Origin of the sequence: Sphingomonas sp. Leaf5 (assembly GCF_001421155.1) — a bacterium.
Lineage (GTDB): Bacteria > Pseudomonadota > Alphaproteobacteria > Sphingomonadales > Sphingomonadaceae > Sphingomonas.
The window spans coordinates 192,718-216,886 of the sequence record NZ_LMJZ01000019.1 but is presented as its reverse complement, the minus strand read 5'-3'; the positions used below and the strand labels follow the sequence as shown (position 1 = coordinate 216,886).

The window sequence follows — 24,169 nt, the reverse complement described above, 5'->3', positions numbered from 1 at the left end:
AACCGTCGTGGAGCAGGCAACCCCCCTCCACCATCCTGCGGATGGTCCCCCTCCCCGTGCCGGGGAGGACCTTACAGCGGAATATTGTCATGCTTCTTCCACGGGTTTTCGAGTTTCTTGTTCCGCAGCTTGCGCAACCCCAGCGCCACCCGCCGTCGCGTCGAATGCGGCAGGATCACCTCATCGATGAACCCCTTGCTGGCGGCGACGAACGGGTTGGCGAAGCGCGCCTCGTACTCGGCGGTCCGCGCCGCAACCTCCTCCGGGTCCTTCGACCGGAAGATGATCTCGACCGCGCCCTTCGCGCCCATCACCGCAATCTCGGCGGTCGGCCACGCATAGTTCAGGTCGCCGCGCAGATGCTTCGACGCCATCACGTCATACGCCCCGCCATAGGCCTTGCGGGTGATGACCGTGATCTTGGGCACCGTCGCCTCGGCATAGGCGAACAGCAGCTTCGCGCCATGCTTGATGATCCCCGAATGCTCCTGTCCTACGCCCGGCAGGAAGCCCGGCACGTCGACGAAGGTCACGATCGGTATCTCGAACGCATCGCAGAAGCGCACGAACCGCGCCGCCTTCTTCGACGAATTAATATCGAGACACCCGGCCAGCACCATCGGCTGGTTGGCGACGATGCCGACGGTGCGCCCCTCGATCCGGCCGAAACCGATGATGATGTTCGCCGCATGCCCCGGTTGCAGTTCGAAGAACGCGCCGTCATCCACCGTCCGCACGATCAGCTCATGCATGTCATAGGGCTGGTTGGCGCTCGGCGGGATCAGCGTGTCGAGGCTGTCCTCCAGCCGGTCCCACGGATCGTCGCTCGGCCGCACCGGCACGCCGCTGCGGTTGTTGGCGGGCAGGAAGTCGACGAAGTCGCGCGCCGCCAGCAGCGCCTCGATATCGTTCTCGAACGCGCAATCGGCGACCGACGACCTGGTCGTGTGCGTGATCGCGCCGCCCAGTTCCTCCTGCGTCACGACCTCGTTGGTGACCGTCTTCACCACGTCGGGTCCGGTCACGAACATATAGCTCGAATCCTTCACCATGAAGATGAAGTCGGTCATCGCAGGCGAATAGACCGCACCGCCCGCGCACGGCCCCATGATGAGCGACAGCTGCGGCACCACGCCCGACGCGAGCACGTTGCGCTGGAACACCTCGGCATAGCCGCCGAGCGACGCCACGCCCTCCTGGATGCGGGCCCCGCCCGAATCGTTCAGGCCGATGACTGGCGCGCCGACCTTCATCGCCATATCCATGATCTTGCAGATCTTCTGCGCATGGCGTTCGGACAGCGACCCGCCGAACACGGTGAAGTCCTGGCTGAAGACATAGACCAGCCGGCCGTTGACCGTCCCCGATCCGGTGACCACCCCGTCGCCGGGGATCACCTGATCGGGCATGCCGAAATCGACGCAGTTATGTTCGACATACATGTCGAGTTCCTCGAACGATCCATGGTCGAGGAACACGTCCAGCCGTTCGCGCGCGGTCAGCTTGCCCTTGGCATGTTGCGCCGCGACCCGCTTCTCACCGCCGCCGGCACGCGCCGCCGCGCGCCGTCTTTCCAACGCTTCGAGTGCTTCGAGCATCGTCTCTCCTTGGCCCCTTGATGGGCGTTTCCACCCTTGTGCCAGCAGGATGCGGCAAAGCGCAACATTCTTGCGTCACCCGAACCGATAGCCCGAAACGACCCAGCCCATCACCGTGTCGCGATAGTCGCAGACCGCCGGATCATCGCCGCCGGCACCCAGCGCGACCATCAGCGGCAACAGATGCTCGGCCTCCGGGTGCGCAAAGCGGGCATGGGGCAGGGCTTCCCAATCGGCCACCCGCGCCGCACGCCGCGCCGGATCGGCTTCGGTCACCGCGGTGGTCAGCGCCCGGTCCCATTCGTCGGCGACCGGCGTGACCGATGGCCCCCGCGCCCGCAAATTATGGAAGCTCATCCCCGATCCGACGATCAGCACCCCGTCGTCGCGCAACGGCGCGAGAGCCCGGCCCATCGCGATATGCGCCGCCGGATCGAGCGACCGGTCGAGCGACAATTGCACCAGCGGGAGTTCGGCATCGGGCACCGCGACCATCATCGGGATGAACACGCCGTGATCCCATCCGCGCCCAGCCTCCTCCGCCGTCGCAAAGCCCGCCGCCTGCAACAGCCCCGCCGCCCGCCGCGCAACATCGGGCGCACCGGCCGCATCCCAGCGCAGGTGATAGGTATGTTCGGGAAAGCCGTAATAATCGAACAGCAATGCCGGCCGTTCGCCGACATGCACGGTCGGCACCGGTGCCTCCCAATGCCCCGAGATCATCAGGATCGCGCGCGGCCGTTCGGGCAGCGACGCGATCAGGCCGGCCAGATAGGCCTGCATCGGCCGCCACATCGGTTCGGGCGCTTCGCCGGGGTTCAGGAAGAAGCAGGGGCCGCCGCCATGCGGCACGAACAAGGATGGTAAGGTCATGGGAAGAAAGATCGCGTCGCACCGATCGACCGACAAGATCGCGGGCGGAAACGGCCCGTTTCCCGATTCACAGGGGTTGGCGCGGGCGTGCGATCCTCCGTACAAGGCCGACGCCATGACCCGGTTCACCGTCAACAATCTGCCGCAGGAATATCGGCTCGACCCGGAAACGCCGCTGCTGTGGGCGTTGCGCGACGTGTCGAACCTGACCGGCACCAAATATGGCTGCGGCACCGGCCATTGTGGCGCTTGTACCGTCGATATCGACGGGCGCGCGGTAAAGTCGTGCCAGGTCACGATCGGCAGTATCGAGGGCACGTTCGTCACCACGATCGAAGGGCTGGCCCGTGACCGCAGCCACCCGGTACAGGCCGCGTTCCTGGCGGCACAGGTGGTGCAATGCGGTTTCTGTATCCCCGGTTTCGTCATGGCGACCGCCGCCCTGCTGCGCGCGAACCGCGATCCCGACGAAGCGACGATCACGGCGGCGCTGACCAATTTGTGCCGCTGCGGCATCTACCCGCGACTGGTTGATGCGGTGCGACAGGCCGCCGCCGCCGCACGCGGCGACGCAACCCTCGCGCCCCCGCCACGCCCCGGCATCGATCCGGCGGAAGCGGCGCGCGAGACGCCGGCGCTGACCCCGCCCAAACCATAGGCGCTTATTATTTCAATCCGCTGTCATCGCCGTTCAGCCACGGTTGATCGCATCTGGCGTAGGCCGGCACTATCGAAGCCGGCGACATCCGGCGGTGGAGGGAAGCCGAAATGAAGAGCCGTTTCCTGCTGGCGTTGCTGAGCGTGACCGCGCTGGTCCCGAGCGCGGCGATGGCGCAGCCCGAGCGTGAGGGGCGGGGGCCCCGCATGCGTGAGCGGATCGAACGGTCGCCGGGCGGCGAGACGCCGGAAGCCCGCGCCGAATTCCGCAACGACATCCGGGTCAAGGCACCCGCGCCGCGTGTCGAACAGCGCCGCGAGTCGCCCCGGTTCGAACCACGCGAAGACCGCCCGGATCGCGGTCCCGGCTTCGAACGGCGCGATCCGCCGCGCGATGCGCAGGGGCAGATCGACCGCGACGCACTCCGCGGCCAATGGCAGCGTAATCAACGCGAACAGCGGGAAGATCGCGGCTGGCAGCGCGGGCCGCAACCGGGCCAGCCCGATCGCGGCTGGCAGCGTCCGCCGCAGCCCGACGTCCCCGATCGCTTCGAACGGCGCGACCCGCCGCGCGATGCACAGGGCCAGATTGACCGCGATGCGCTGCGCCGCGACTGGCCGCGTCGCGATGGACGCGGCACGCTGGAACGCGATCGCCGCGAACAGTGGCAGCGGGAACAACTCCGGCGCGATCAATGGAACGGCGACGGCTGGGCGCGGCGCGACCGCGACTGGAACCGCAACGGCTGGGATCAGGGGCAATGGCAGCGCGACCGGTTCGGCAATAACGGCCAATGGGATCGCGGCTGGCGGCGCGACGACCGCTACGACTGGAACCGGTATCGCGACCGCAACCGCAGCCTGTACCGCCTGCCACGCTATTACGCGCCGCAGGGCTGGGGCTATGGCTATCGCCGCTTCGGCGTCGGCGTCCGGCTGAATTCCTTCCTGTTCGGATCGAACTACTGGATCAACGACCCCTTCTACTATCGCCTCCCCGAAACATGGGGGCCGTATCGCTGGGTCCGCTATTACAACGACGCGATGCTGGTCGACATCCGTACGGGACAGGTGGTCGACGTCGAATACGACATCTTCTGGTAAGCGGCGCGCGGCGGGGTGATCCCCCGCCGCGGTTCGTTTGCGCTGGCAATCGCCGCGGCCTTTCCGCAAACCGTATCAAAAGATACGGGAGAGCGATTCGATGGCAGGCGATATCCGGGTGGTACGCGACGGCGACGTGTTGCGGATCACGCTCGACCGGCCCGACCGGCTGAATGCCGCGCCGCCGGCGATGTTCGATGCGATCCGGGGTGCTCTGGCGGACCTCGACGGCGCGAGGGCGGTGCTGCTGACCGGCGAGGGCCGCGCCTTCTGTTCGGGCGCGGACGTGGCGGCGGTGCAGGCGGCGGGGGACGGTCCCGCCGCGACCCACCATGCGCTGACCCATCACTACAACCCGTGTCTGCAGGCGATCGCCGATCTGCCGGTCCCCATCGTCAGCGCCGTGCGCGGTGCGGCGGCGGGCATCGGGTGCAGCCTCGCACTCGCCGCCGATTTCTGCGTCGCGGCCGACGACGCCTATTTCCTGCAAGCCTTCGTCAATATCGGCCTCGTTCCCGATGGCGGGGCGAGCTGGATGCTGCCCCGGCTGATCGGGCGGGCGCGGGCGGCGCGGATGATGCTGCTGGGCGAACGCGTCGCCGCCGCGACCGCGCTCGACTGGGGCATGATCCATGCGGTGGTCGATGGCGCGATGCTCGACGATGAAGCCATGGCGCTCGCCCGGCGGTTGGCGGCGGGGCCGACGGTCGCGCTCGGCCTGACCCGGCGCAATCTCGCCTACGCGCTCGACCATGACTATCCGGCGGCAATGGTTCGCGAGGCGGAGGCACAGCGCAGCGCCGCCGCCAGCGCCGATGCGCGCGAAGGCACCGCCGCCTTCCTCACCAAACGCTCCCCCCGGTTCGAAGGCCGCTGACATGACCCACCTCGACTTGTCCCCCCACCGGGCGCTAGGGACGTACGAATGACCGGCCCGACGATCGATGACTGGCAGAAGCTCGCCGCGCGTGAGGTGAAGGACGCCGATCTCACCTGGCACACGCCGGAGGGGATTGCGGTCAAGCCGCTCTACACCGCTGCCGATGCCCCCGATCCCGGCCTGCCCGGTTTCGCGCCGTTCACCCGCGGGGTGAAGGCGTCGATGTATGCCGGCCGTCCGTGGACCATCCGCCAATATGCCGGGTTCTCGACCGCCGAGGAATCGAACGCCTTCTACCGCCGCAATCTGGCGGCGGGGCAGAAGGGGCTGTCGGTCGCCTTCGACCTCGCCACGCATCGTGGCTATGACAGCGACCATCCGCGCGTGGCGGGTGATGTGGGGAAGGCCGGGGTCGCAATCGACACTATCGACGACATGAAGATCCTGTTCGACGGCATCCCATTGGACACCATGTCGGTCAGCATGACGATGAACGGCGCGGTGCTGCCCTGTCTTGCCTTCTACATCGTCGCGGCGGAGGAACAGGGCGTCGGCCCCGAAAAGCTGTCGGGCACGATCCAGAACGACATCCTCAAGGAGTTCATGGTCCGCAACACGTATATCTATCCGCCCGAGCCATCGATGCGGATCGTGTCGGACATCATCGCCTACACCGCCGAACAAATGCCGCGCTTCAACAGCATCTCGATCAGCGGCTATCATATGCACGAAGCCGGCGCGACGGCGGTGCAGGAACTGGCGTTCACGCTGGCCGACGGCATGGCTTATGTCCGCGCGGCGATCGAGCGCGGGCTGGATATCGATGCGTTTGCCGGGCGGCTGTCCTTCTTCTTCGGCATCGGCATGAACTTCTTCATGGAGATCGCCAAGCTGCGCGCGGCGCGCATGCTGTGGAGCCGGATCATCGCCGACTTCGGCGGTTCGCCTCGCAGCCAGACGCTGCGCACCCATTGTCAGACCAGCGGCGTCTCGCTGACGGAGCAGGACCCCTACAACAACGTCATCCGCACCACGATCGAAGCGATGGCGGCGACCTTCGGCGGGACCCAGTCGCTCCACACCAACTCGCTCGACGAAGCCGTTGCCCTCCCCACCGACTTCTCCGCCCGCATCGCCCGCAATACGCAGCTGATCTTGCAGGAAGAGACCGGCATGACCCATGTCGTCGATCCGCTCGGCGGCAGCTATTATGTCGAGGCGCTGACCAACGAACTCGCCGCAAAGGCATGGGCGCTGATCGAGGAAGTCGAGGGGGCGGGCGGCATGATCGATGCCGTCAACAAAGGCCTGCCCAAGGAGCATATCGAACGCGCCGCCGCCGCCCGGCAGGCCCGTGTCGACCGGGCCGAGGATGTGATCGTCGGCGTCAACAAATACCGGCTGGCCGAAGAGACGCCGATCGACATCCTCTCGATCGACAATGCCAAGGTTCGCGCCGACCAGATCCGCCGGATCGAGCATGTCCGCGCGAATCGCGACGAAGCCGCGACGCAGGCGGCGCTGTCGGCGTTGCGCGAGGGAGCGGCGGGCGACGCGAACCTGCTGGCACTGTGCGTCGCCGCCGCCCGCGCCCGGGCGACGCTCGGCGAAATGTCGGCGGCGATGGAGGTCGCCTTCGGTCGCCACGCGGTGTCGGTCACCCCGGTCAAGGGGATCTATGGCCCGGCGCATGCCGATGACGAAGGTTGGGCACGCGCGGGCGAGGGCGTCTTGGCCGTCGAACGGCGGCTGGGCCGCAAACCCCGCATGCTGGTCGCCAAGATGGGGCAGGACGGGCATGATCGCGGCGCGAACGTCGTTGCCAGCGCCTTTGCCGATCTGGGGTTCGACATCGTCTCCGGCCCGCTGTTCCAGTCGCCGCAGGAAACCGCGCAACTGGCGATCGGCGAGGGGGTCGATATCGTCGGTGCCTCCAGCCTCGCCGCCGGTCACAACACGTTGATCCCCGAACTGATCGCGCAACTGGCCGATGCCGGTCGCGCCGACATCCGGGTCATTGCCGGCGGGGTCATCCCGCCACAGGATTATGCGCTGCTCCGCGACGCCGGGGTGGCCGCGATTTTCGGACCGGGTACCAATCTGGTCCATGCAGCGGCGGAGGTGCTGAAACTGCTCGGCCACAACCTCCCGCCGGTCGGAGAAACTGTCGAATGAACGTGATGACTGCTTCGGTTGCCCCCGTCGATGGACGTACCCCCGCGCAGGCGGGGGTCCAGGGTAACGAGCGTGACGCCCTTGACTCTGGGCCCCCGCCGGCGCGGGGGCACGCCGAAGGCGTTCGGCGTGACTGGACCCGCACCGAGATCGCCGAACTCTTCGACCTGCCCTTCGACGAACTGATGTTCCGCGCGCAGACCGTCCACCGCGCGCACCATGCCGTCGGGCAGGTCCAGCTCTGCACGCTGCTGTCGATCAAGACCGGCGGCTGTCCCGAGGATTGCGGCTATTGCTCGCAATCGGCCAGCGCCGATACGCAGTTGAAGGCCGAAAAGCTGATGGACGTCGACGCCGTCCTCGCGAGCGCAGCGCAGGCCAAGGCGGCGGGATCGCAGCGTTTCTGCATGGGCGCGGCATGGCGCAACCCCAAGAACCGCGACATGGACAAGATTGTGGCGATGGTCGAGGGCGTCGCCGCGATGGGTATGGAAACGTGCATGACGCTCGGCATGCTGACCCCGGATCAGGCGCAGCGGCTGGGGCAGGCGGGTCTCGATTATTACAACCACAATATCGACACCTCGCCCGAAAACTATGCCAACGTCATCACGACGCGCAGCTTCGGCGACCGGCTCGACACGCTGGAACATGTTCGCGAAGCCGGGATCAACGTCTGCTGCGGCGGCATCGTCGGCATGGGCGAGACGCGTGCCGACCGGGTCGGTTTCGTCCACGCGCTCGCCACGCTGCCCCGCCATCCCGAAAGCGTGCCGGTCAACGCGCTGGTCCCGGTCAAAGGCACGGTGCTCGGCAACATGCTGGCCGATACGCCGCTCGCCAAACTCGACGATATCGAATTCGTCCGCACCGTCGCCGTCGCGCGCATCACCATGCCGCTGAGCATGGTTCGCCTGTCGGCGGGGCGCGAAAGCATGTCGGATGCGACGCAGGCGCTGTGTTTCATGGCCGGTGCCAACTCGATCTTCACCGGCGACCGGTTGCTGACCGCGGGCAACGCCGGCGACGATGCCGACGCCGCGCTGCTGGCGAAGCTGGGCATGACGCCGATGGTGGCGGAAGAACCGATGCGGAAATCCTCATGCTGCTGAGCCTGTTGCTCGCGGCGGCCGCTGCACAGGGCGGTTGCGCCAACGCCACGACGCAGGTCGACATGAACCGCTGCGCGCAGACGGCATGGCAACGCGCGGACGCGGCGATGACTCGCGAATGGCAGGTGAGCTATGCGGCGATGAAGGCTAGGGACGCCGCGAACACCTCGCGCGGTGGTGGTTTCGGCTATGCGGCGGCGGCACTCGCCAGCCAGCGTGCGTGGTTGAAATTCCGCGACACGCAGTGCGTCCTCGAAGCGGGACGCTATGCCGGCGGGTCGATGCAGCCGCTGGCGCGCGCCAACTGCCTCGAACGACTGACGAAGGAACGGGCGCAGCAATTGCGCGATCTGCGCCGCAAGAGTTGATGCTGACCCCGAACACACGGGGCGGACAGGAGAGCGATTTGTTCAAGAAGATTCTGGTCGCCAATCGCGGGGAAATTGCCTGCCGCGTCATGCGCACCGCCGGGCGGATGGAGATAGCGACCGTCGCGGTCTATTCCGATGCCGACGCCCGCGCCCCGCACGTCCTGATGGCCGACGAAAGCGTGCGGCTGGGGCCGGCACCCGCCGCGCAAAGCTATCTCGTGCCCGAATTGATCCTTGCCGCGGCAAAGGCAACCGGCGCGGACTGCATCCATCCCGGCTACGGATTCCTGTCGGAGCGTGAGAGTTTTGCACGCGCCTGCGCCGATGCCGGCATCGCCTTCGTCGGGCCGCCGCCGAATGCGATCGCCGCGATGGGCGACAAGATCGAATCGAAAAAACTGGCACAGGTCGCCGGCGTCAACGTCGTGCCCGGCTATCTGGGTGAGATCGCCGATACCGAGGAAGCGGTGCGCATCGCCGGCGACATCGGCTATCCGGTGATGATGAAGGCGTCGGCCGGCGGCGGTGGCAAGGGGATGCGCCTCGCATGGAGCGAACAGGACGTCCGCGAGGGCTTCGAAGCGACCAAGCGCGAAGGGCTGGCCAGCTTCGGCGACGACCGCGTCTTCATCGAAAAGTTCATCGAAAGTCCGCGCCATATCGAGATTCAGGTGCTGGGCGACCAGCACGGCAACATCGTCTATCTCGGCGAGCGCGAATGTTCGATCCAGCGCCGCCACCAGAAGGTCGTCGAGGAAGCGCCATCACCCTTCGTCACGCCCGCGATGCGCAAGGCGATGGGCGAACAGGCCGTCGCACTGGCCCGCGCGGTCGGCTATTATTCGGCGGGCACCGTCGAACTGATCGTCTCGGGCGCGGACGTGACGGGGGAGAGCTTCTACTTCCTCGAAATGAACACCCGGTTGCAGGTCGAACACCCGGTGACCGAAGAGATCACCGGCCTCGATCTGGTCGAACAGATGCTGCGCGTCGCGGCCGGCGAACCGCTGGCGTTCACCCAGGACGAGGTGAAGCTGACCGGCTGGGCGATCGAAAACCGGGTCTATGCCGAAGACCCCTATCGCGGCTTCCTGCCGAGCACTGGCCGCCTGACCCGCTACAATCCTCCCCGGAACGGGAAGGGGGACCATGCGAAGCATGGTGGAGGGGGGGCTCCACGAACGACGTCGCTCGATACCGCGCTACCCCGCACCCGCGTCGACGACGGCGTCGTCGAGGGCGGCGAGGTCAGCATGTTCTACGACCCGATGATCGCCAAGCTCGTCACTTGGGCACCCACGCGCGAAGCGGCGATCGACGCGCAGGTCGCGGCGCTCGACCGGTTCGAACTGGCCGGGGTCGGCAACAACATCGACTTCCTCTCGGCGATCATGCAGCATCCGCGTTTCCGCGAGGGGGCGCTGACCACCGGCTTCATTGCCGAGGAATATCCCGAGGGCTTTCACGGCGCGCCCGCCGATGAAACGCTGCTGCGGCGGCTGGCCGCGATCGCGGTCGTTGCCGATCTCGAACAGTCGCACCGCGCCGGCTCGATCGACGGGCAACTCGGCACGCCCGCCGCGGCGTCGACCGAGCGTGTCGTTACGATCGGCGACCGCCGGTACGCAATCCGCGTCGACGGCTACGACGGCGGCATGCTCGTCCATATCGATGACGCCGCGCCGCTCGATGTCGTGATGCACTGGCGCCCGTCGCAGCGAGTCGCGACCGCGCGCATCGATGGCAAGGAATGGACCGTCCGCATCGCCCCGACGATCGGCGGCTGGAAATTGACCGCCCGTGGCGGCAGCCACGTCGTCCGCGTGCTGCCCCCGCATGTCGCGGCGCTGACCCACCACATGCTCGAAAAGGTCCCGCCCGACCTCTCGCGGTTCCTGCTGTGCCCGATGCCGGGCCTGCTGACCCGGGTCGAGGTGGCCGAGGGGCAGCGCGTCGAGGCGGGGCAGCCGCTGGCGGTGGTCGAGGCGATGAAGATGGAAAACATCCTGCGCGCCGAACGCGCCGGCACCGTCGCCCGCATCGCCCATGCCCCCGGTGACAGCCTGACGGTCGATGCGGTCATCATGGAGTTCGAATAACGGAACGTTTTTCCCGCTGGCGGCTTGTCCGCGCGTGATCGTTTCATCCGCGCAACCATGGTGGCAGGCCGCCACCATCTATCAGATCTATCCCCGATCGTTCGCCGACAGCGACGGTGACGGGATCGGCGACCTGCGCGGCATCGCCGACCGGCTGGATCATCTCGTATCGCTCGGCGTCGACGCGCTGTGGATCTCCCCGATCTTTACGTCGCCGATGGCCGATTTCGGCTATGACGTGGCCGACTATACCGGCATCGATCCGCGCTTCGGCACGCTCGCCGATTTCGACGCGCTGCTTGCCAAGGCGCACGGGCTGGGCCTGCGCGTCCTGCTCGATTTCGTGCCCAATCACAGCTCCGACCGGCATCCATGGTTCGTGGAGAGCCGATCGTCGCGCGACAACCCGAAGCGCGACTGGTATGTCTGGCATGATCCCGCGCCCGATGGCGGCCCGCCCAACAACTGGATCAGCGATTTCGGCGGGCCGGCATGGACGTTCGATGCCGCCACCGGCCAATATTATTCGCGCGCCTTCCTGCCCGAACAGCCCGATCTGAACTGGCGCAACCCGGAAGTCCGCGCGGCGATGCTGGGCGCGATGCGCTTCTGGTTCGACCGCGGCGTCGACGGGTTTCGCATCGACGTGCTGTGGCACATGGTAAAGCACGCCGATTTCCCCGACAATCCGCCCAACCCCGACTATCGCGAAGGGATGGGCGAGATGCACCGCGTGTTGCAGCTGAACTCGACCGACCAGCCCGAAGTCCACGCAATCGCCGCCGACATGCGCGAACTGGCCGATCGCTATGATGCGATGCTGGTCGGCGAAATCTATCTGCCCGTACCCCGGCTGATGACCTATTACGGACCGGCCGACGCCCCCGGAGTGCATCTGCCGTTCAATTTCCAGCTGATCGAGGCGCGCTGGAACGCCGCCGAACTTGCCGGGCGCATCGCCGAGTATGAAGCGGCGCTGCCGACCGGCGGCTGGCCCAATTGGGTGCTGGGCAATCACGACCGCCCGCGCATCGCCACCCGCGTCGGCGCGGCACAGGCGCGGGTGGCGGCGATGCTGCTGCTGACGTTGCGCGGTACGCCGACGCTGTATCAGGGCGATGAGCTGGGCCTCCCCGACGCGCAGGTTCCCGCCGGCAAGGTTCAGGACCCGCGCGAACTGCGCGAACCGGGGCTGGGGCTGGGCCGCGACCCGGTCCGGACTCCGCTGCCATGGACAGAGGAGGGCGGCTTTACCACCGGCGAGCCGTGGCTGCCGATCGACCCGGCACATCTTCCGCTCAACGTCGCCGCACAAGCGGACGACCGGGACTCGACGCTGACCCTGTACCGCCACCTGCTGGCGTTGCGCCGCGCCACGCCGGCGCTTGCGACCGGCACGATCGGCGACGTCCGTGCCGAAGGCGACGTCCTCACCTATCTGCGCAGCGACGGCACCGATCGCTATCGCATCGCGCTCAACCTCGGCCACCGAACGGCCGCCATCGATCTCGAACCCGGCACGGTCATCCTCTCGACCCATGACGCCGCCACCGCTTCCTCCCTTCGCCCCGACGAAGGCCTGATCCTGAAAGTCGACTGATGCGTATCGCCATGCTCGCCCCGATCGCGTGGCGTACGCCACCGCGACATTACGGCCCGTGGGAACTGGTCACCAGCCTGCTGACCGAGGCGCTGGTCGCGCGCGGTGTCGACGTGACGCTGTTCGCCACGCTCGATAGCCAGACGTCGGCGACGCTCGCCGGGGTGGTCCCCGCACCGTACAGCGAAGACCCGTCAATCGACGCGAAAGTGTGGGAGTTCGCGCACCTCGCCCATCTGTTCGAACGCGCCGACGAATTCGACCTGATCCACAATCAGGCCGACTTTCCCGCCCACGCCTTTTCGGGGCTGGTCGATACGCCGATGGTCACCACCATCCACGGTTTTTCATCGGACCGCATCCTGCCGATGTACGCGCCCTATCAGGACCGGGTGCACTATGTCGCGATCAGCGACGCCGATCGCCACCCGTCGCTGCGCTATGCGGCGACGATCCATCACGGCATTCCCCTGAACGACTTTCCGTTCGATGCCGAGGGCAGCGACGACCTGCTCTTCTTCGGCCGGATGCACCCCGACAAGGGTGCGGCCGAAGCCGTCGCGGCGGCACAGGCCAGCGGCCGCCGGCTGCACATGGCGGGCATCGTTCAGGACGACCGCTACTGGCGCGAACAGGTCGAGCCGCATATCGATGGCGACCGCATCGTCTATCACGGCGCGGTCGGCGGCACGGCGCGAACCGACCTGCTGGGGGGTGCCCGCGCGTTGCTCCACCTGATCGGCTTCGATGAACCCTTCGGCCTGTCGGTGGTCGAGGCGATGGCCTGCGGTACGCCGGTCATCGCCTACAACCGCGGGTCGATGCCCGAACTGATCGAGCACGGCGTCAACGGCTTCCTCGTCGACACGCTCGACGAAGCGATCGCCGCGATCGACCGCGTGGAAGAGATCGACCGCGCCGCCTGTCGAGCCCGCGTCGCCGAGCACTTTTCGGTCGAAGCGATGGCCGAACGCTACCACGCGCTATACCGCTCGATCCTCGGCGGTTGAGCCTCGATCAGGCGTCGTCGCACGCCTCGCCCAATGCCGCATAGATCGCATCGAGATCGCGGTTGTCGATGCAATAGGGCGGCATGACGTACAGCGTCGACCCGAGCGGACGGAGCAACAGGCCCGCCTCGCGAAACCGCGCCAGCAATTTCGGCGCACGGTCCGACAGATAGCCTTCGTCGCCATCCAGTTCGAACGCCGTAATCGTGCCAAGCTGGCGGGCGTTCGCGACGCGGCGATGGGTCGCCAGCGCCGCCAGTCGCGCCGCCTGTCGCCGGGTCAGCGACATGATCCGTTCGGCCACCGGCTCCTCGCGCCAGATCGCCAGATTGGCCTTGGCCGCGGCGCAGGCGATCGGGTTCGCGGTATAGCTCGACGAATGAAAGAACATCGTCGCCCGGTCCGGCCCGTAATGCGCCTGAAAGACGGGTTCGCTCGCCATCGTCACCGCCAGCGGAATGGCACCGCCGGTCAATCCCTTTGACAGGCACATCAGGTCGGGCACCACCCCGGCCTGTTCGCACGCGGTCAGCGTGCCGGTGCGGCCCCAGCCGGTCATGACTTCATCGGCGATGAACAGGACGCCGTACGTCGCGCATATCCGGTGCATCTCCGCCAGAACTGCCGGCGCATACAGCCGCATCCCGCCCGCGCCCAACACCAGCGGTTCGACGATAAACGCCGCCGCCCCGGTCCGGCACGCCGCCTCAAGCACGTCGAACGTCGCCTGTTCGTGCCCGGCATCGGGGAAGGGGATCGACCCGACATCGAACAGCAGCGGCGCATAGGCCCGGTTGAATACCCCCCGCGCCCCGACCGACATCGCCCCGATCGTATCGCCGTGATAGCCATGGTCGAGCACGAGAATGCGGTGCCGATCCTCGCCCCGGTTGCGCCAATATCCCAGCGCCATCTTCAGCGCGACTTCGACGCTGGTCGATCCCGAATCGGAAAAGAACACCCGGGTCAGCGCGTCGGGCAGCAGGGCGCACAGCCCCGCCGCCAGCGTCTCGGCCGGCTCGTGCGTATATCCGGCAAAGATGATCTGATCGAGCCGTCCGGCCTGTTCGGCGATGGCGGCGGCGATGCGCGGATGGTTGTGGCCGTGCGTGGTCACCCACCACGAAGAGATCGCATCGACGATCCGCCGCCCGTCCGCCGTCCACAGCGCGGCCCCGTCGCCGCGCATGATCTGCGGGACAGGCTCCTGCAATCCATGCTGGGTAAAGGGATGCCAGACAGGCGACGACCTCACCGGAAATCCTCCACGTCGAAATGGGCGGCAAAGGCCTCCGCCAAGGTCGCAGGGTCGAGCGGGTCGAGCCGGGGCAGACGCCCCAGACGCCTGGTATTGCCCAGCCGAACGATCGTGTCTTCGCTATCGGGCACGCTGTCCCCGACAAAGGCGACGCCCAGCAACGGTACGCCCCGCGTCCCCAGTGCCTCGATCGACAACAGGCTGTGGCTGATCGTGCCGAGCGCGGTGCGCGCCACCAGCACCACCGGCCGCTGCCAGCGTGCGAACAGGTCGCCGAACGTCGTGCGCCCGACGATCGGCACCAGCACGCCGCCCGCGCCCTCGACCACCAGCGGCCCGTCGACCTGTGGCAGCGCCAGCCGGTCAAGATCGATCGTCACCGCGTCGATCACCGCCGCACGATGCGGCGAACAGGGGGTGGCCAGCGCATAGGCCTCGGGCAGGATGCGCTCGGGCGATATCCCCGCCAGCCGGGCGACCCGCTGGCGATCGGTTCCGTCATCGGTCCCGGCCTGCACCGGCTTCCAATAGGATGCGCCGAGCGCCCCGGTCAGCGCGGCGGCGAACACCGTCTTGCCGACATCGGTATCGGTCCCGGTAACGACGATCACGGTCATGACCATCGCTCCAGCACATCGCCAAGGCCGTCGATCGCCGCCGCATCGACGTTCAGCGTCAACGAAATCCGCAGCCGCGCCGTACCGGCTGGAACCGTCGGCGGCCGGATACCGCGCACGTCGAACCCGGCCGCCTGCACCGCCGCCGCCATCGCCATCGCCCGCCCATCGTCGCCGACGATCAGTGGCATGATCTGCGACCCGCTGACCCGCGCGCCGACCCGCGCCAGCCGCTTGCCCGCATGATCGATCAGCGCCGCCAGCCGCGTCCGCCGCGCCGGTTCGTCGTGCAATACCCGCAAACCCGCCCGGACGGCCGCCGCCATCATCGGCGAAGGCGCGGTCGAAAAGATGAACCCGCGCGCCCGGTTGATCAGGAAGTCGCACACGACTGCCGGCGCGCACACCAGCGCCCCCTCGCTGCCCAGCGCCTTGCCGCAGGTCCTGAGCGTGACGACGTTCGGCCGCCCCTCCAACGCCGCCGCCAGCCCGCGCCCATCGGGTCCGAACACCCCGGTCGCATGGGCTTCGTCGATCAGCAGCATCGCATCGTGCCGGTCGGCGAGCGCGATCAGGTCGTCGAGCGGCGCACGGTCGCCGTCCATGCTGTACAGGCTTTCGACCGCGATCCACGGTGATCCGGTCCCGCCGTCGCGCCGCCAACCCACGATCGCATCCTCGATCGCCTGCGGATCATTATGTCCCGCCGCCACCGCCGGCGCACGGGAAAGGCGCATCCCGTCATGGGCACTGGCATGGATCAGCGCGTCGTGGACGATCAGGTCGCCGCGCTGCGGCAACGTCGCCAGCAGCGCAGCATTGGCCGCGAACCCGCTGCCGAACCACAATGCCGCCTCGCTCCCGAAGAAGGCCGCCGCCTCGCGCTCCAGCGTTTCGTGCTCGGCATGATTGCCGCGCAGCAGCCGCGATCCGCCCGACCCGACCGGCACGCCGCGCGCGAGGGCGTCGGCCACCGCATCGCGCAGTTGCCGCGATCCGCTCAGCCCCAGATAATCGTTCGAGGAAAAATCGCGGCCCGCGATCGGGATCAGCTGCCGCCGCCGGTCGATCGCCGACAGCCGGTCGAGATCGGCCGCGACCGGGCGCAGCGCGGGAGCAGGCTGGCGGCCATCGTCGATCATCGCTGCTCCTTCTCCCACCTCATATCGGGCGTCGCCTCTATCCGCGACATCGGCATGGCGCAAATTGCGTCGTTGCGCGTTAAGGGCCGGTGCGTCGATCGCCGTTACCGATACGGTCCGCGACGGCGCAGGGGGTGATCAGGGCACATGGTAGAATCCGCAACAGAATCCGCGACTGTCGACCGGGTCGGTGCGACCGGCACCGCCGCAACGCCGCCGTCCGATCCCGTCGACGCGGTGGTCGATGCCCCGACCGACGAATTGCGCCGCGACCGGCTGCTGGCCGCGCTGACGCTGATCGCCGGGGCCGGGCTGGTGCTGGCCTTGCCCTTCGCGTTGCAGGCGGGCGCGCGCTTCTTCCTGCCGCTGACCGCCGCGATCGTGATCGCCATCGCGCTGGTGCCGCTGCTCGAATGGCAGGAGCGCCACCGGGTGCCGGCCCCGCTTGCCGCGCTGTTCTGCGTGCTGTTGTTCCTGATCGTCGCCAATGGCGCGCTGGCATCGATCGTCGTGCCGGCATGGGGCTGGGCGGCGATCCTGCCCGACCGCATCGACCGCGTGCAGGAAAATATCGCGCCGCTGATCGACTTCTACGCCAGCCTCGAAAAATTCGTGAACGGCCTCATCGCCAACGTCGCCAGCGCCCCCGCACGTCAGACGACCAGCAGCGTCGCCCCGCCGCAATCGCTGCTCGACGTCGTCACCACTTCCGCGCCGTCGGCCTTGCTGGAGATGTTCTTCGCGATCCTCGTCATCTATTTCTTTCTCGCCGGCTGGACCAACCTGCGTCGTGCCGCGATCACCGGGCGCAGCAGTTTCGGCGGCGCGATGGCGACCGCGCGCGTGATCCAGAACGTCGTCGACGACACCTCGGCCTATCTCGGCACCATTACCTTCATCAATCTGATGCTGGGTGTGATCGTCGCCTTTGCCCTGTGGTATATCGGCATGCCGACGCCGCTGATGTGGGGCGGCCTCGTCGCGCTGCTCAACTATGTGCCCTATCTCGGCCCGATCTTCGCCGCATTGCTGCTGGCGGTCGGCGGGCTGATGACCTTCACCGATATCTGGTGGGCGTTGCTGCCCGCCGCGATCATGGTCGGGGCGCATCTGGTGGAGGCGAACGTCATCACCCCGCTGGTTGTTGGGCATCGTCTGACCATCAATCCGTTGATGATCCTGATAACGCTCAGCTTCTGGGGCTGGGTATGGGGTACGCCCGGCGCGTTGCTGGCGGTGCCGTTGCTCATCATCATTCAGACGGTGCTGAAGGGTGCCGGCAAACCCGACATTGCCGGTTTCCTGTTCGAACACGGCACGCTGGTGCAGGATGTGCCGCCCGCGCAACGAAATGTACCAAATGGCAACAGCGCCGTTGACAGCCCCGGCACTGCTCCGTAAAGCCCGCCTCCTCGCTAGAGAGCGGGTGTAGCTCAGTTGGTTAGAGCGCCGGCCTGTCACGCCGGAGGTCGCGGGTTCGAGCCCCGTCACTCGCGCCATGGCGCATCGTCTGGATGCGCCGGGTGCCGGTACGAACGGCACGATATATACAAATGAAATAGCGAAACGACACGACGCCGCGCTTTGCCGGACTCGTTCGGTATCCAACGCGTATGCGACGCGGCACGATGGCTCCGTAGTTTCGGGGGACGACATGATCGCAGCATGGGGCAGGGCGGTACGAACCGGCGTGGCGAGCGGCCTGCTGACGATCGCCTGCCTGTCGACCGCGCCGGCAACTGCGCAGGTCGCCGCGCCCAGCGTCGATCGCGCGCCGGGCAATGTCGAAGTGCCGACCGTCGAACGTCGCGATCCGCTGCTCGTACAATTCGCCTATACCGGTGACATCCTGTCGTCGCTCGCCGGCGGCACCCGACGAGGCACGCGCTGGATTCACCATGCCAGCGTAATCGCGACCGCCGACCTCGACCAGATCGCCGGACTGCCGCGAACGACCGCGCTGATCCATGGCTTCTACAATAACGGCGCGAGCTTCAGCGGCACGGTGGTCGGCGATGCGCAGGTCGTTTCCAGCATCGAAACCGGCGTGCCGCTGCTGCGCGTGCTGGAGGCATGGGTCGAACATGCCGGGCGCGACGACCGCTGGTCGGCGAAGGCCGGCCTGTACGACATCAACAGCGAGTTTGACGCGCTCCAGACGTCGCTGCTGTTCGTCAACAGCGCCTTCGGAATGGGTAGCGATCTCGGCAACAGCGGCCGCAACGGTCCGTCGACCTTTCCCGGTACCGGGCTTGCGATACGCGGGCAGGCCCGACTCGGGCGCGCGCTGACGCTGCGCTCCGCGGTCACCGATGGCGTCCCCAATGACCCGGCCGGTCTCCGCCGCCTGCTGGTCGGGCTACGCCATGGCAACGGCGCATTCCTGATCGGGGAGGGCGATCTCGAATTCGGTAGCATCCGCCTGCTCGCCGGTGCGTGGGCCTATACCGCGCGGATCGACGACCGGTTCGATGCGGGCACGGATGCTGCGACTGTCCGGCATGTCCGCAGCGACGGCCTGTACGTCCGTGGCGAAGTGCAACTCGCCGGCAACCGCGATCGCGGGCTGCGGAGTTTCGTACGGTTCGGCACGGCAAGCGGCCGCGCCAATCTCTTCGGTCGCTTCGCGTCGGGCGGCTTCGTCTGGCACGGGCTGCTGCCCGGTCGTCCCGCCGACGATAGCGGGTTCGCGGTCGCCTATGCCGGTGCCGGCAGCGCCAGCCGCGACCTGACGCTGGCGCGCTACGGCAGGGCCGTACATGGCGAAACCACGATCGAGGTGACCCACCGCATCGCGGTGACCGACTGGCTCGGCGTCCAGCCGCATGTCCAATATGTCCTCGATCCCGGACTCGACCCGACCGTCGACGACGCGCTGGTCCTCGGCCTCCGGCTGACCGGCACGTTCGCCCGCTAGAAACGGGATCGGGCGACAAAATCGTCCCCGCCGCAAATACCCGCTTTACAGCAACGATTCGCTGACCTAGACGCCGCTTCCTCGCTAGAGAGCGGGTGTAGCTCAGTTGGTTAGAGCGCCGGCCTGTCACGCCGGAGGTCGCGGGTTCGAGCCCCGTCACTCGCGCCATCGCTCAGGAAGCGATGCGCGCTACCGCCACTGGCCGGTTTCCATCCAACGCAACATCGCCCGCATCGGCAACACCCATAGCCATGCGATACCGGCGGTCAGGTAGAAGCCGAGCTGCAGCAGCCAGTGCCAGCCGCCGACCGTGTCGGACAGCGTAGCGACGCCGATCGCCCATAGGATCAGCATGCCGAGGATCGCGAGCACCCCGGCCGGCTTGCGCCATGTCGGTTCGTTCATCGTACGGCTCCCGGCAGGATCAGTTCGGTTTCGGTGACGATCGCGTCCAACGGCATGTCCCACGCGTCGCAGGGGAGGTCGGCGACCTGCTGCACCGACCATGCGATACCGATCCGCAGCGCCTCCGGCCACGACGCAAACGCCCGGTCGTAATGGCCCGCGCCCTGACCCAGCCGATTGCACCGCGAATCGAAGCCGAGCAGCGGCGTCAGGATGATATCCGGCACGACCGGCGCGGTGTCGCCCGGCGGTTGTTTCAGCCCGAACGGACCATCGACCATCCGGCCCCCCGGTGCGGGGTGAAAGGCGATCGGCGACTCCCGATCGGTGACCACCGGCCAGGCGAGCGTCGCACCGGCATAGAGCGCCGCCGCTTCGAAACGGTACGGATCGGCCTCGCTGCCGATCGGGACATAGCTGGCGACGATCATCCCTTTGCGCAGCGCATTCAGGAAAAGGTTCGGCGGCGTCACCGCCGGCGGTCCACCGGCGACAAACAGTTGCCGAACGCGGCGGAGTTCGCCCCGCAGGACGGGCTTGTCGATCGTCACGGGCGAAACATGGGGTGGCGGGACCACCATGGGCCGTTTGCCGCGTTATCCACTGACGCACGGTACGTCAGGTGGGGATCATGTACGTCAGACCAGGATCTGCGCAGGGACAACCCCCATGGATGAAGAAATAGCCTCAGGGATTATGCATGGCTCGCACCGGGCAGTTCCCGCCAATCCCTATTTAAGGGTTCTGCGGACGTTCCTCAAGGGCCGATGCGACCTTCTCCAGCCGGTCGGCGATTTGAGTGAGTATCTGTGCGGCCTGCCCGTTCCCGGGACTGGCATCGCGATCGGCCAGCTCGTCGGCGATCATCAGCGCGATGTACAGCAGCGTCCGCTCGGTCGACCCGCCCGCCGCACGCTGGGCGGGGGCGGCATGACTTTCCAGCATCGCCGCCAGCGCGCGCAGCTTGGGTTCCTCCCCGTCGCGGCATCCGACCTGATATTCGCGTCCGGCGACGTTCAGCGCGATCTGTCCCATCAATCCGTCTCCGTTTCGCGTGCGATGACCGAATCGATCGCGCCGATCGCATCGCCGATCCTTGATCGCAACGCGGTGTGGCGGGTCGCGAGCGTCCGATTCCTGACCGCCTGCGACTCCGACGCGCGCTCGATCCGCACCAGTGCCTGTTCGATGCGCGCGATGGCGGCGTCTTGGGCGTCGTCGTTCATCGGATAAACCCCTGCTTGCTATACATGTTAAACAACCCTTCGTCTGGGCGGTTGACTGCGGGGCGTGACGGTTCCAAAGGCTCGCCCGAACCTTAGTACTCTGGCGCCCAACAGGAGTGCGCGTGACCATATCCCAGCTTGAACTCGCCAACGCCATCCGCGTTTTGTCGATGGATGCGGTAGAGGCCGCCAATTCCGGCCATCCGGGCATGCCGATGGGCATGGCCGACGTCGCGACGGTATTGTGGTCGAACTATCTGAAGTTCGATCCGACCGACCCGAACTGGGCCGATCGCGACCGCTTCGTCCTGTCGGCGGGCCATGGGTCGATGCTGATCTATTCGCTCCTCCATCTGACCGGCTATGCGCAGCCGACGATCGGGGACATTGCGAATTTCCGCAAGCTGGGCAGCCCGTGCGCCGGTCACCCTGAGAATTTCGAGCTGCCCGGCATCGAATGCACCACCGGTCCGCTGGGGCAGGGGCTGGCAATGGCGGTCGGCATGGCGACCGCCGAGCGCCACCTGAACACCGTGTTCGGCGACGATCTGGTCGACCACCGCACCTGGGTGATCGCCGGCGACGGCTGCCTGATGGAAGGGATCAACCACGAAGCGATCGGCCTTGCCGGGCATCTGAAGCTCGGCCGCCTGAACGTGCTGTGGGATGACAACCGCATCACCATCGACGGTTCGACCGACCTGTCGACCAGCGAGGACGTCGCGGCCCGCTATGCGGCGACCGGCTGGCACGTCGTCGCCTGCGACGGTCACGACTTCGCCGATATCGATCGCGCGCTTGCCGAAGCTGCTGCCGATCCCCGTCCGTCGCTGGTCTGCTGCCGGACCGTCATTGGCAAGGGCGCACCGAACAAGGGCGGCAGCCACAAGGTTCATGGCTCGCCCCTCGGTGCCGACGAAATCCTCGCCACCCGCGCCGCATTGCTGTGGGAGCATGAGGCGTTTCATCTGCCCGAAGCACTAACCGATGCGTGGAAGGCGGTCGGCGCCAAGGGTGGTTCGGTTCGCGCCGAATGGCAGGATCGCCTCGCAAGCCATTCCGATCGTGCCGAATTCGAACGCCGCATGGCCAACAAGCTGCCCGATGGTTGGTCGCTCAAGGCCCATGTCGACGCGCTGCTGGCCGAGCCGAAAAAGATCGCGACTCGCGTCGCATCGTCGTTGGCGCTCGAAGCGATCAACGCCGCGCTGCCCGAAACCATCGGCGGCTCGGCCGACCTCACCCCGTCCAACAATACCCAGACCAAGGCGCTGGTCCCGCTGACCGCCGACGATTATTCGGGCCGTTACATTCATTACGGTATCCGCGAATTCGGCATGTCGGCGGCGATGAACGGCATGGCGCTCCACGGCGGCGTGCTCGCTTATGGTGGCACCTTCCTCGTGTTCGCCGACTATGCGCGGCCGGCGATCCGACTGTCGGCGCTGCAGAATGCCGGTGTCGTCTATGTCATGACCCACGATTCGATCGGTCTCGGCGAAGACGGCCCGACCCACCAGCCGATCGAGCATGTCATGAGCCTGCGCCTGATCCCCGGTCTCGACGTCTATCGTCCTGCCGACGCGGTCGAGACGGCGGAATGCTGGGAACTGGCCGTACAGCGCCGCGACGGTCCGTCGCTGCTCGCGCTGTCGCGTCAGAACCTGCCACAGGTCCGCACCGACGCCACCAAGAATCGCAGCGCTAGGGGTGCCTATCGCCTGAAGGATGCCGAGGCCGACCGCCGCGTGATCCTGCTCGCCACCGGTTCGGAGGTCGAGATCGCGCTCGGCGTCGCCGCGAAGCTGGAAGGGCAGGGGATCGGTGCAGATGTCGTGTCGATGCCCTGCTGGTCGCGTTTCGATGCGCAGGACGCCGCCTATCGCGAGGACGTGCTGCCGTATGCCCGCCCCGATGAACTCCTGCGCGTCTCGATCGAGGCCGGGACGACGATCGGCTGGGAACGCTATACGATGGTCGATGGCCTGCGCTTCGGCATCGACCGGTTCGGGGCGTCTGCCCCGGCCGACAAGCTCTATGAATATTTCGGCCTGACCACCGATGCCGTCACCGCGAAGGTGCTGGCACGGCTCGGACATTGAGGGAGACGCGGATATGACGAAAGTAGCGATCAACGGATTCGGGCGCATCGGTCGCCTGGTGGCGCGCGCGATCCTCGAACGCCCTGACTGCGGCCTCGAACTGGTCACGATCAACGACCTCGCCGATGCCAAGTCGAACGCATGGCTGTTCAGCCGCGATTCGGTCCATGGCAAATATCCGGGCGATGTTGCCGCCGAGGGCGACGATCTGGTCATCGACGGCAAGCGCATTCGCGTCACCGCCGAGCGTGATCCGGCCAACCTGCCGCACAAGGAACTGGGCGTCGAGCTGGTCCTCGAATGCACCGGCTTCTTCACCGACCGGACGTCGTGCCAGAAGCATATCGACGCCGGTGCCAAGCGCGTGCTGATCTCGGCACCCGGCAAGAATGTCGACCTGACCGTCGTCTATGGCGTGAACCACGACAAGCTGGAGGCCGGTCACACGATCGTGTCGAACGCATCGTGCACCACCAACTGCCTTGCCCCGGTCGCCAAGGTGCTGAACGATTCGATCGGCATCGAACGCGGCCTGATGACCACGATCCACGCCTATACCAACGATCAGAAGATCCTCGACCAGATCCATCCCGATCTGCGCCGCGCCCGTGCCGCCGCCATGTCGATGATCCCGACCACCACCGGTGCCGCCCGCGCGGTCGGCGAAGTGCTGCCCGAACTGAAGGGCCGTCTCGACGGTTCGGCGGTGCGCGTGCCGGTGCCGGATGGCAGCCTCGTCGACCTGACCTTCACCCCGAAGCGCGACACGACCAGGGACGAGGTCAATGCGATCCTGAAGGCGGCGTCGGAATCGGGTCCGCTGAAGGGCGTGCTGGTCTATTCGGAAGACCCGCTGGTCTCGATCGATATCGTCCACACCCCCGCATCGTCGACCGTCGACAGCCTCGAGACCGCCGTGCTCGACGGCAAGCTGGTCCGGGTCGTGTCGTGGTACGACAACGAATGGGGCTTCTCGAACCGCATGGTCGACACCGCGACCGCGATGGCGAAGCTGGGCTGATC

Annotated in this window: 22 protein-coding genes and 2 tRNA genes; 15 read left to right on the top strand and 9 right to left on the bottom strand. The window is 67.0% G+C overall.

The genetic code is table 11. From position 1 onward, the window contains the following. Window positions 1-71 precede the first annotated feature (71 nt). Together ASE50_RS12315 and ASE50_RS12310 are read right to left on the bottom strand one after the other, a co-directional pair. Window positions 72-1,598, bottom strand: a complete 1,527-nt coding sequence (locus ASE50_RS12315; RefSeq protein ID WP_056400738.1) for an acyl-CoA carboxylase subunit beta — start codon at window positions 1,596-1,598, stop codon at window positions 72-74. A 75-nt stretch (window positions 1,599-1,673) separates the two neighbouring features. Beyond that, on the bottom strand, window positions 1,674-2,471 hold the full coding sequence (locus tag ASE50_RS12310) for a DODA-type extradiol aromatic ring-opening family dioxygenase (protein ID WP_056400735.1): 798 nt from the start codon (window positions 2,469-2,471) through the stop codon (window positions 1,674-1,676). A gap of 115 nt (window positions 2,472-2,586) precedes the next feature. Here ASE50_RS12310 and ASE50_RS12305 point away from each other — a divergent pair, with 115 nt between their 5' ends. The 9 genes from ASE50_RS12305 (at window position 2,587) to ASE50_RS12265 (ending at window position 13,479) form a co-directional block, all read left to right on the top strand. Beyond that, the gene (locus ASE50_RS12305) at window positions 2,587-3,129 is read left to right on the top strand and encodes a (2Fe-2S)-binding protein (RefSeq protein ID WP_056000113.1); all 543 of its coding nucleotides are present in this window, start codon (window positions 2,587-2,589) and stop codon (window positions 3,127-3,129) included. A 110-nt stretch (window positions 3,130-3,239) separates the two neighbouring features. Then, window positions 3,240-4,232, top strand: a complete 993-nt coding sequence (locus tag ASE50_RS12300; RefSeq protein WP_056400732.1) for an RcnB family protein — start codon at window positions 3,240-3,242, stop codon at window positions 4,230-4,232. Between the two features lie 100 nt (window positions 4,233-4,332). Beyond that, window positions 4,333-5,109, top strand: a complete 777-nt coding sequence (locus ASE50_RS12295) for an enoyl-CoA hydratase-related protein (RefSeq protein ID WP_056400729.1) — start codon at window positions 4,333-4,335, stop codon at window positions 5,107-5,109. Window positions 5,110-5,157: 48 nt separating this feature from the next. Next, on the top strand, window positions 5,158-7,287 hold the full coding sequence (gene scpA / locus ASE50_RS12290) for a methylmalonyl-CoA mutase (protein WP_056400726.1): 2,130 nt from the start codon (window positions 5,158-5,160) through the stop codon (window positions 7,285-7,287). 5 nt (window positions 7,288-7,292) lie between these two features. Then, complete coding sequence (bioB, locus tag ASE50_RS12285; protein ID WP_082438999.1) at window positions 7,293-8,399, top strand: biotin synthase BioB; 1,107 nt, start codon at window positions 7,293-7,295, stop codon at window positions 8,397-8,399. Then, window positions 8,390-8,767: a lysozyme inhibitor LprI family protein gene (locus ASE50_RS12280; RefSeq protein ID WP_056400723.1), complete on the top strand. Its 378-nt coding sequence runs from the start codon at window positions 8,390-8,392 to the stop codon at window positions 8,765-8,767. Before bioB ends, ASE50_RS12280 begins: the two co-directional genes overlap by 10 nt. Before the next feature lie 38 nt (window positions 8,768-8,805). Next, entirely contained in the window at window positions 8,806-10,869 is a 2,064-nt protein-coding gene (locus ASE50_RS12275) for an acetyl/propionyl/methylcrotonyl-CoA carboxylase subunit alpha (RefSeq protein ID WP_056400876.1), read from the top strand. A 37-nt stretch (window positions 10,870-10,906) separates the two neighbouring features. After that, complete coding sequence (locus tag ASE50_RS12270) at window positions 10,907-12,469, top strand: alpha-amylase family glycosyl hydrolase (RefSeq protein ID WP_056400873.1); 1,563 nt, start codon at window positions 10,907-10,909, stop codon at window positions 12,467-12,469. Continuing rightward, window positions 12,469-13,479 carry a glycosyltransferase family 4 protein gene (locus ASE50_RS12265; RefSeq protein WP_056400720.1) on the top strand — a complete coding sequence of 337 codons (1,011 nt, stop codon included), beginning with the start codon at window positions 12,469-12,471 and terminating at the stop codon, window positions 13,477-13,479. The genes ASE50_RS12270 and ASE50_RS12265 overlap by 1 nt, the downstream gene beginning before the upstream one ends. A gap of 7 nt (window positions 13,480-13,486) precedes the next feature. On the opposite strand, the gene ASE50_RS12260 is transcribed toward ASE50_RS12265, so the two are convergent. The 3 genes from ASE50_RS12260 to ASE50_RS12250 are packed head-to-tail and all read right to left on the bottom strand — an operon-like array spanning window position 13,487 to window position 16,496. Next, window positions 13,487-14,734: an adenosylmethionine--8-amino-7-oxononanoate transaminase gene (locus tag ASE50_RS12260; RefSeq protein ID WP_056400716.1), complete on the bottom strand. Its 1,248-nt coding sequence runs from the start codon at window positions 14,732-14,734 to the stop codon at window positions 13,487-13,489. Further along, window positions 14,731-15,354: a dethiobiotin synthase gene (bioD, locus tag ASE50_RS12255; protein ID WP_414882160.1), complete on the bottom strand. Its 624-nt coding sequence runs from the start codon at window positions 15,352-15,354 to the stop codon at window positions 14,731-14,733. Before bioD ends, ASE50_RS12260 begins: the two co-directional genes overlap by 4 nt. Next, window positions 15,351-16,496: an 8-amino-7-oxononanoate synthase gene (locus ASE50_RS12250; protein WP_056400708.1), complete on the bottom strand. Its 1,146-nt coding sequence runs from the start codon at window positions 16,494-16,496 to the stop codon at window positions 15,351-15,353. Before ASE50_RS12250 ends, bioD begins: the two co-directional genes overlap by 4 nt. Before the next feature lie 147 nt (window positions 16,497-16,643). Here ASE50_RS12250 and ASE50_RS12245 point away from each other — a divergent pair, with 147 nt between their 5' ends. The 4 genes from ASE50_RS12245 to ASE50_RS12230 all read left to right on the top strand — a co-directional run bounded on the left by ASE50_RS12245 (window position 16,644) and on the right by ASE50_RS12230 (window position 19,581). Next, window positions 16,644-17,897 (top strand): AI-2E family transporter, encoded by a 1,254-nt coding sequence (locus ASE50_RS12245; RefSeq protein ID WP_082438992.1) that lies wholly within the window; start codon window positions 16,644-16,646, stop codon window positions 17,895-17,897. A 21-nt stretch (window positions 17,898-17,918) separates the two neighbouring features. Then, window positions 17,919-17,995: transfer RNA gene (locus ASE50_RS12240), tRNA-Asp, on the top strand. Window positions 17,996-18,150: 155 nt separating this feature from the next. Further along, entirely contained in the window at window positions 18,151-19,413 is a 1,263-nt protein-coding gene (locus tag ASE50_RS12235; RefSeq protein WP_056400705.1) for a carbohydrate porin, read from the top strand. Between the two features lie 91 nt (window positions 19,414-19,504). Then, a tRNA-Asp gene (locus tag ASE50_RS12230) sits at window positions 19,505-19,581 on the top strand. A gap of 21 nt (window positions 19,582-19,602) precedes the next feature. Here ASE50_RS12230 and ASE50_RS12225 read toward each other — a convergent pair. The 4 genes from ASE50_RS12225 to ASE50_RS12210 form a co-directional block, all read right to left on the bottom strand. After that, window positions 19,603-19,818: a DUF2842 domain-containing protein gene (locus ASE50_RS12225; RefSeq protein WP_056400702.1), complete on the bottom strand. Its 216-nt coding sequence runs from the start codon at window positions 19,816-19,818 to the stop codon at window positions 19,603-19,605. Next, a complete protein-coding gene (locus tag ASE50_RS12220; RefSeq protein WP_414882158.1) occupies window positions 19,815-20,369 on the bottom strand; it encodes a 5-formyltetrahydrofolate cyclo-ligase in 555 nt (184 codons plus the stop codon). The genes ASE50_RS12225 and ASE50_RS12220 overlap by 4 nt, the downstream gene beginning before the upstream one ends. A 184-nt stretch (window positions 20,370-20,553) precedes the next feature. Next, window positions 20,554-20,853, bottom strand: coding sequence for a cell division protein ZapA (locus tag ASE50_RS12215; RefSeq protein WP_056400696.1), 300 nt, complete (start codon window positions 20,851-20,853; stop codon window positions 20,554-20,556). Next, window positions 20,853-21,044 carry a hypothetical protein gene (locus ASE50_RS12210; RefSeq protein ID WP_056400694.1) on the bottom strand — a complete coding sequence of 64 codons (192 nt, stop codon included), beginning with the start codon at window positions 21,042-21,044 and terminating at the stop codon, window positions 20,853-20,855. Before ASE50_RS12210 ends, ASE50_RS12215 begins: the two co-directional genes overlap by 1 nt. Before the next feature lie 122 nt (window positions 21,045-21,166). On the opposite strand from ASE50_RS12210, the gene tkt reads away from it, so the two are divergent. Then, window positions 21,167-23,146 carry a transketolase gene (tkt, locus tag ASE50_RS12205; RefSeq protein WP_056400867.1) on the top strand — a complete coding sequence of 660 codons (1,980 nt, stop codon included), beginning with the start codon at window positions 21,167-21,169 and terminating at the stop codon, window positions 23,144-23,146. 13 nt (window positions 23,147-23,159) lie between these two features. After that, window positions 23,160-24,167 carry a type I glyceraldehyde-3-phosphate dehydrogenase gene (gene gap / locus ASE50_RS12200; protein ID WP_056400692.1) on the top strand — a complete coding sequence of 336 codons (1,008 nt, stop codon included), beginning with the start codon at window positions 23,160-23,162 and terminating at the stop codon, window positions 24,165-24,167. Window positions 24,168-24,169: the final 2 nt, after the last annotated feature.

Coding starts and splice junctions, on each gene's coding strand:
- scpA (WP_056400726.1), top strand. CDS start 5,158: ATGACCGGCCCGACGATCGATGACTGGCAGAAGCTCGCCGCGCGTGAG.
- ASE50_RS12265 (WP_056400720.1), top strand. CDS start 12,469: ATGCGTATCGCCATGCTCGCCCCGATCGCGTGGCGTACGCCACCGCGA.
- ASE50_RS12315 (WP_056400738.1), bottom strand. CDS start 1,598: ATGCTCGAAGCACTCGAAGCGTTGGAAAGACGGCGCGCGGCGGCGCGT.
- ASE50_RS12235 (WP_056400705.1), top strand. CDS start 18,151: ATGATCGCAGCATGGGGCAGGGCGGTACGAACCGGCGTGGCGAGCGGC.
- ASE50_RS12250 (WP_056400708.1), bottom strand. CDS start 16,496: ATGATCGACGATGGCCGCCAGCCTGCTCCCGCGCTGCGCCCGGTCGCG.
- ASE50_RS12245 (WP_082438992.1), top strand. CDS start 16,644: ATGGTAGAATCCGCAACAGAATCCGCGACTGTCGACCGGGTCGGTGCG.
- ASE50_RS12280 (WP_056400723.1), top strand. CDS start 8,390: ATGCTGCTGAGCCTGTTGCTCGCGGCGGCCGCTGCACAGGGCGGTTGC.
- ASE50_RS12300 (WP_056400732.1), top strand. CDS start 3,240: ATGAAGAGCCGTTTCCTGCTGGCGTTGCTGAGCGTGACCGCGCTGGTC.
- ASE50_RS12210 (WP_056400694.1), bottom strand. CDS start 21,044: ATGAACGACGACGCCCAAGACGCCGCCATCGCGCGCATCGAACAGGCA.
- ASE50_RS12305 (WP_056000113.1), top strand. CDS start 2,587: ATGACCCGGTTCACCGTCAACAATCTGCCGCAGGAATATCGGCTCGAC.
- ASE50_RS12310 (WP_056400735.1), bottom strand. CDS start 2,471: ATGACCTTACCATCCTTGTTCGTGCCGCATGGCGGCGGCCCCTGCTTC.
- bioD (WP_414882160.1), bottom strand. CDS start 15,354: ATGACCGTGATCGTCGTTACCGGGACCGATACCGATGTCGGCAAGACG.
- bioB (WP_082438999.1), top strand. CDS start 7,293: ATGACTGCTTCGGTTGCCCCCGTCGATGGACGTACCCCCGCGCAGGCG.
- gap (WP_056400692.1), top strand. CDS start 23,160: ATGACGAAAGTAGCGATCAACGGATTCGGGCGCATCGGTCGCCTGGTG.
- ASE50_RS12225 (WP_056400702.1), bottom strand. CDS start 19,818: ATGAACGAACCGACATGGCGCAAGCCGGCCGGGGTGCTCGCGATCCTC.
- ASE50_RS12295 (WP_056400729.1), top strand. CDS start 4,333: ATGGCAGGCGATATCCGGGTGGTACGCGACGGCGACGTGTTGCGGATC.
- ASE50_RS12215 (WP_056400696.1), bottom strand. CDS start 20,853: ATGGGACAGATCGCGCTGAACGTCGCCGGACGCGAATATCAGGTCGGA.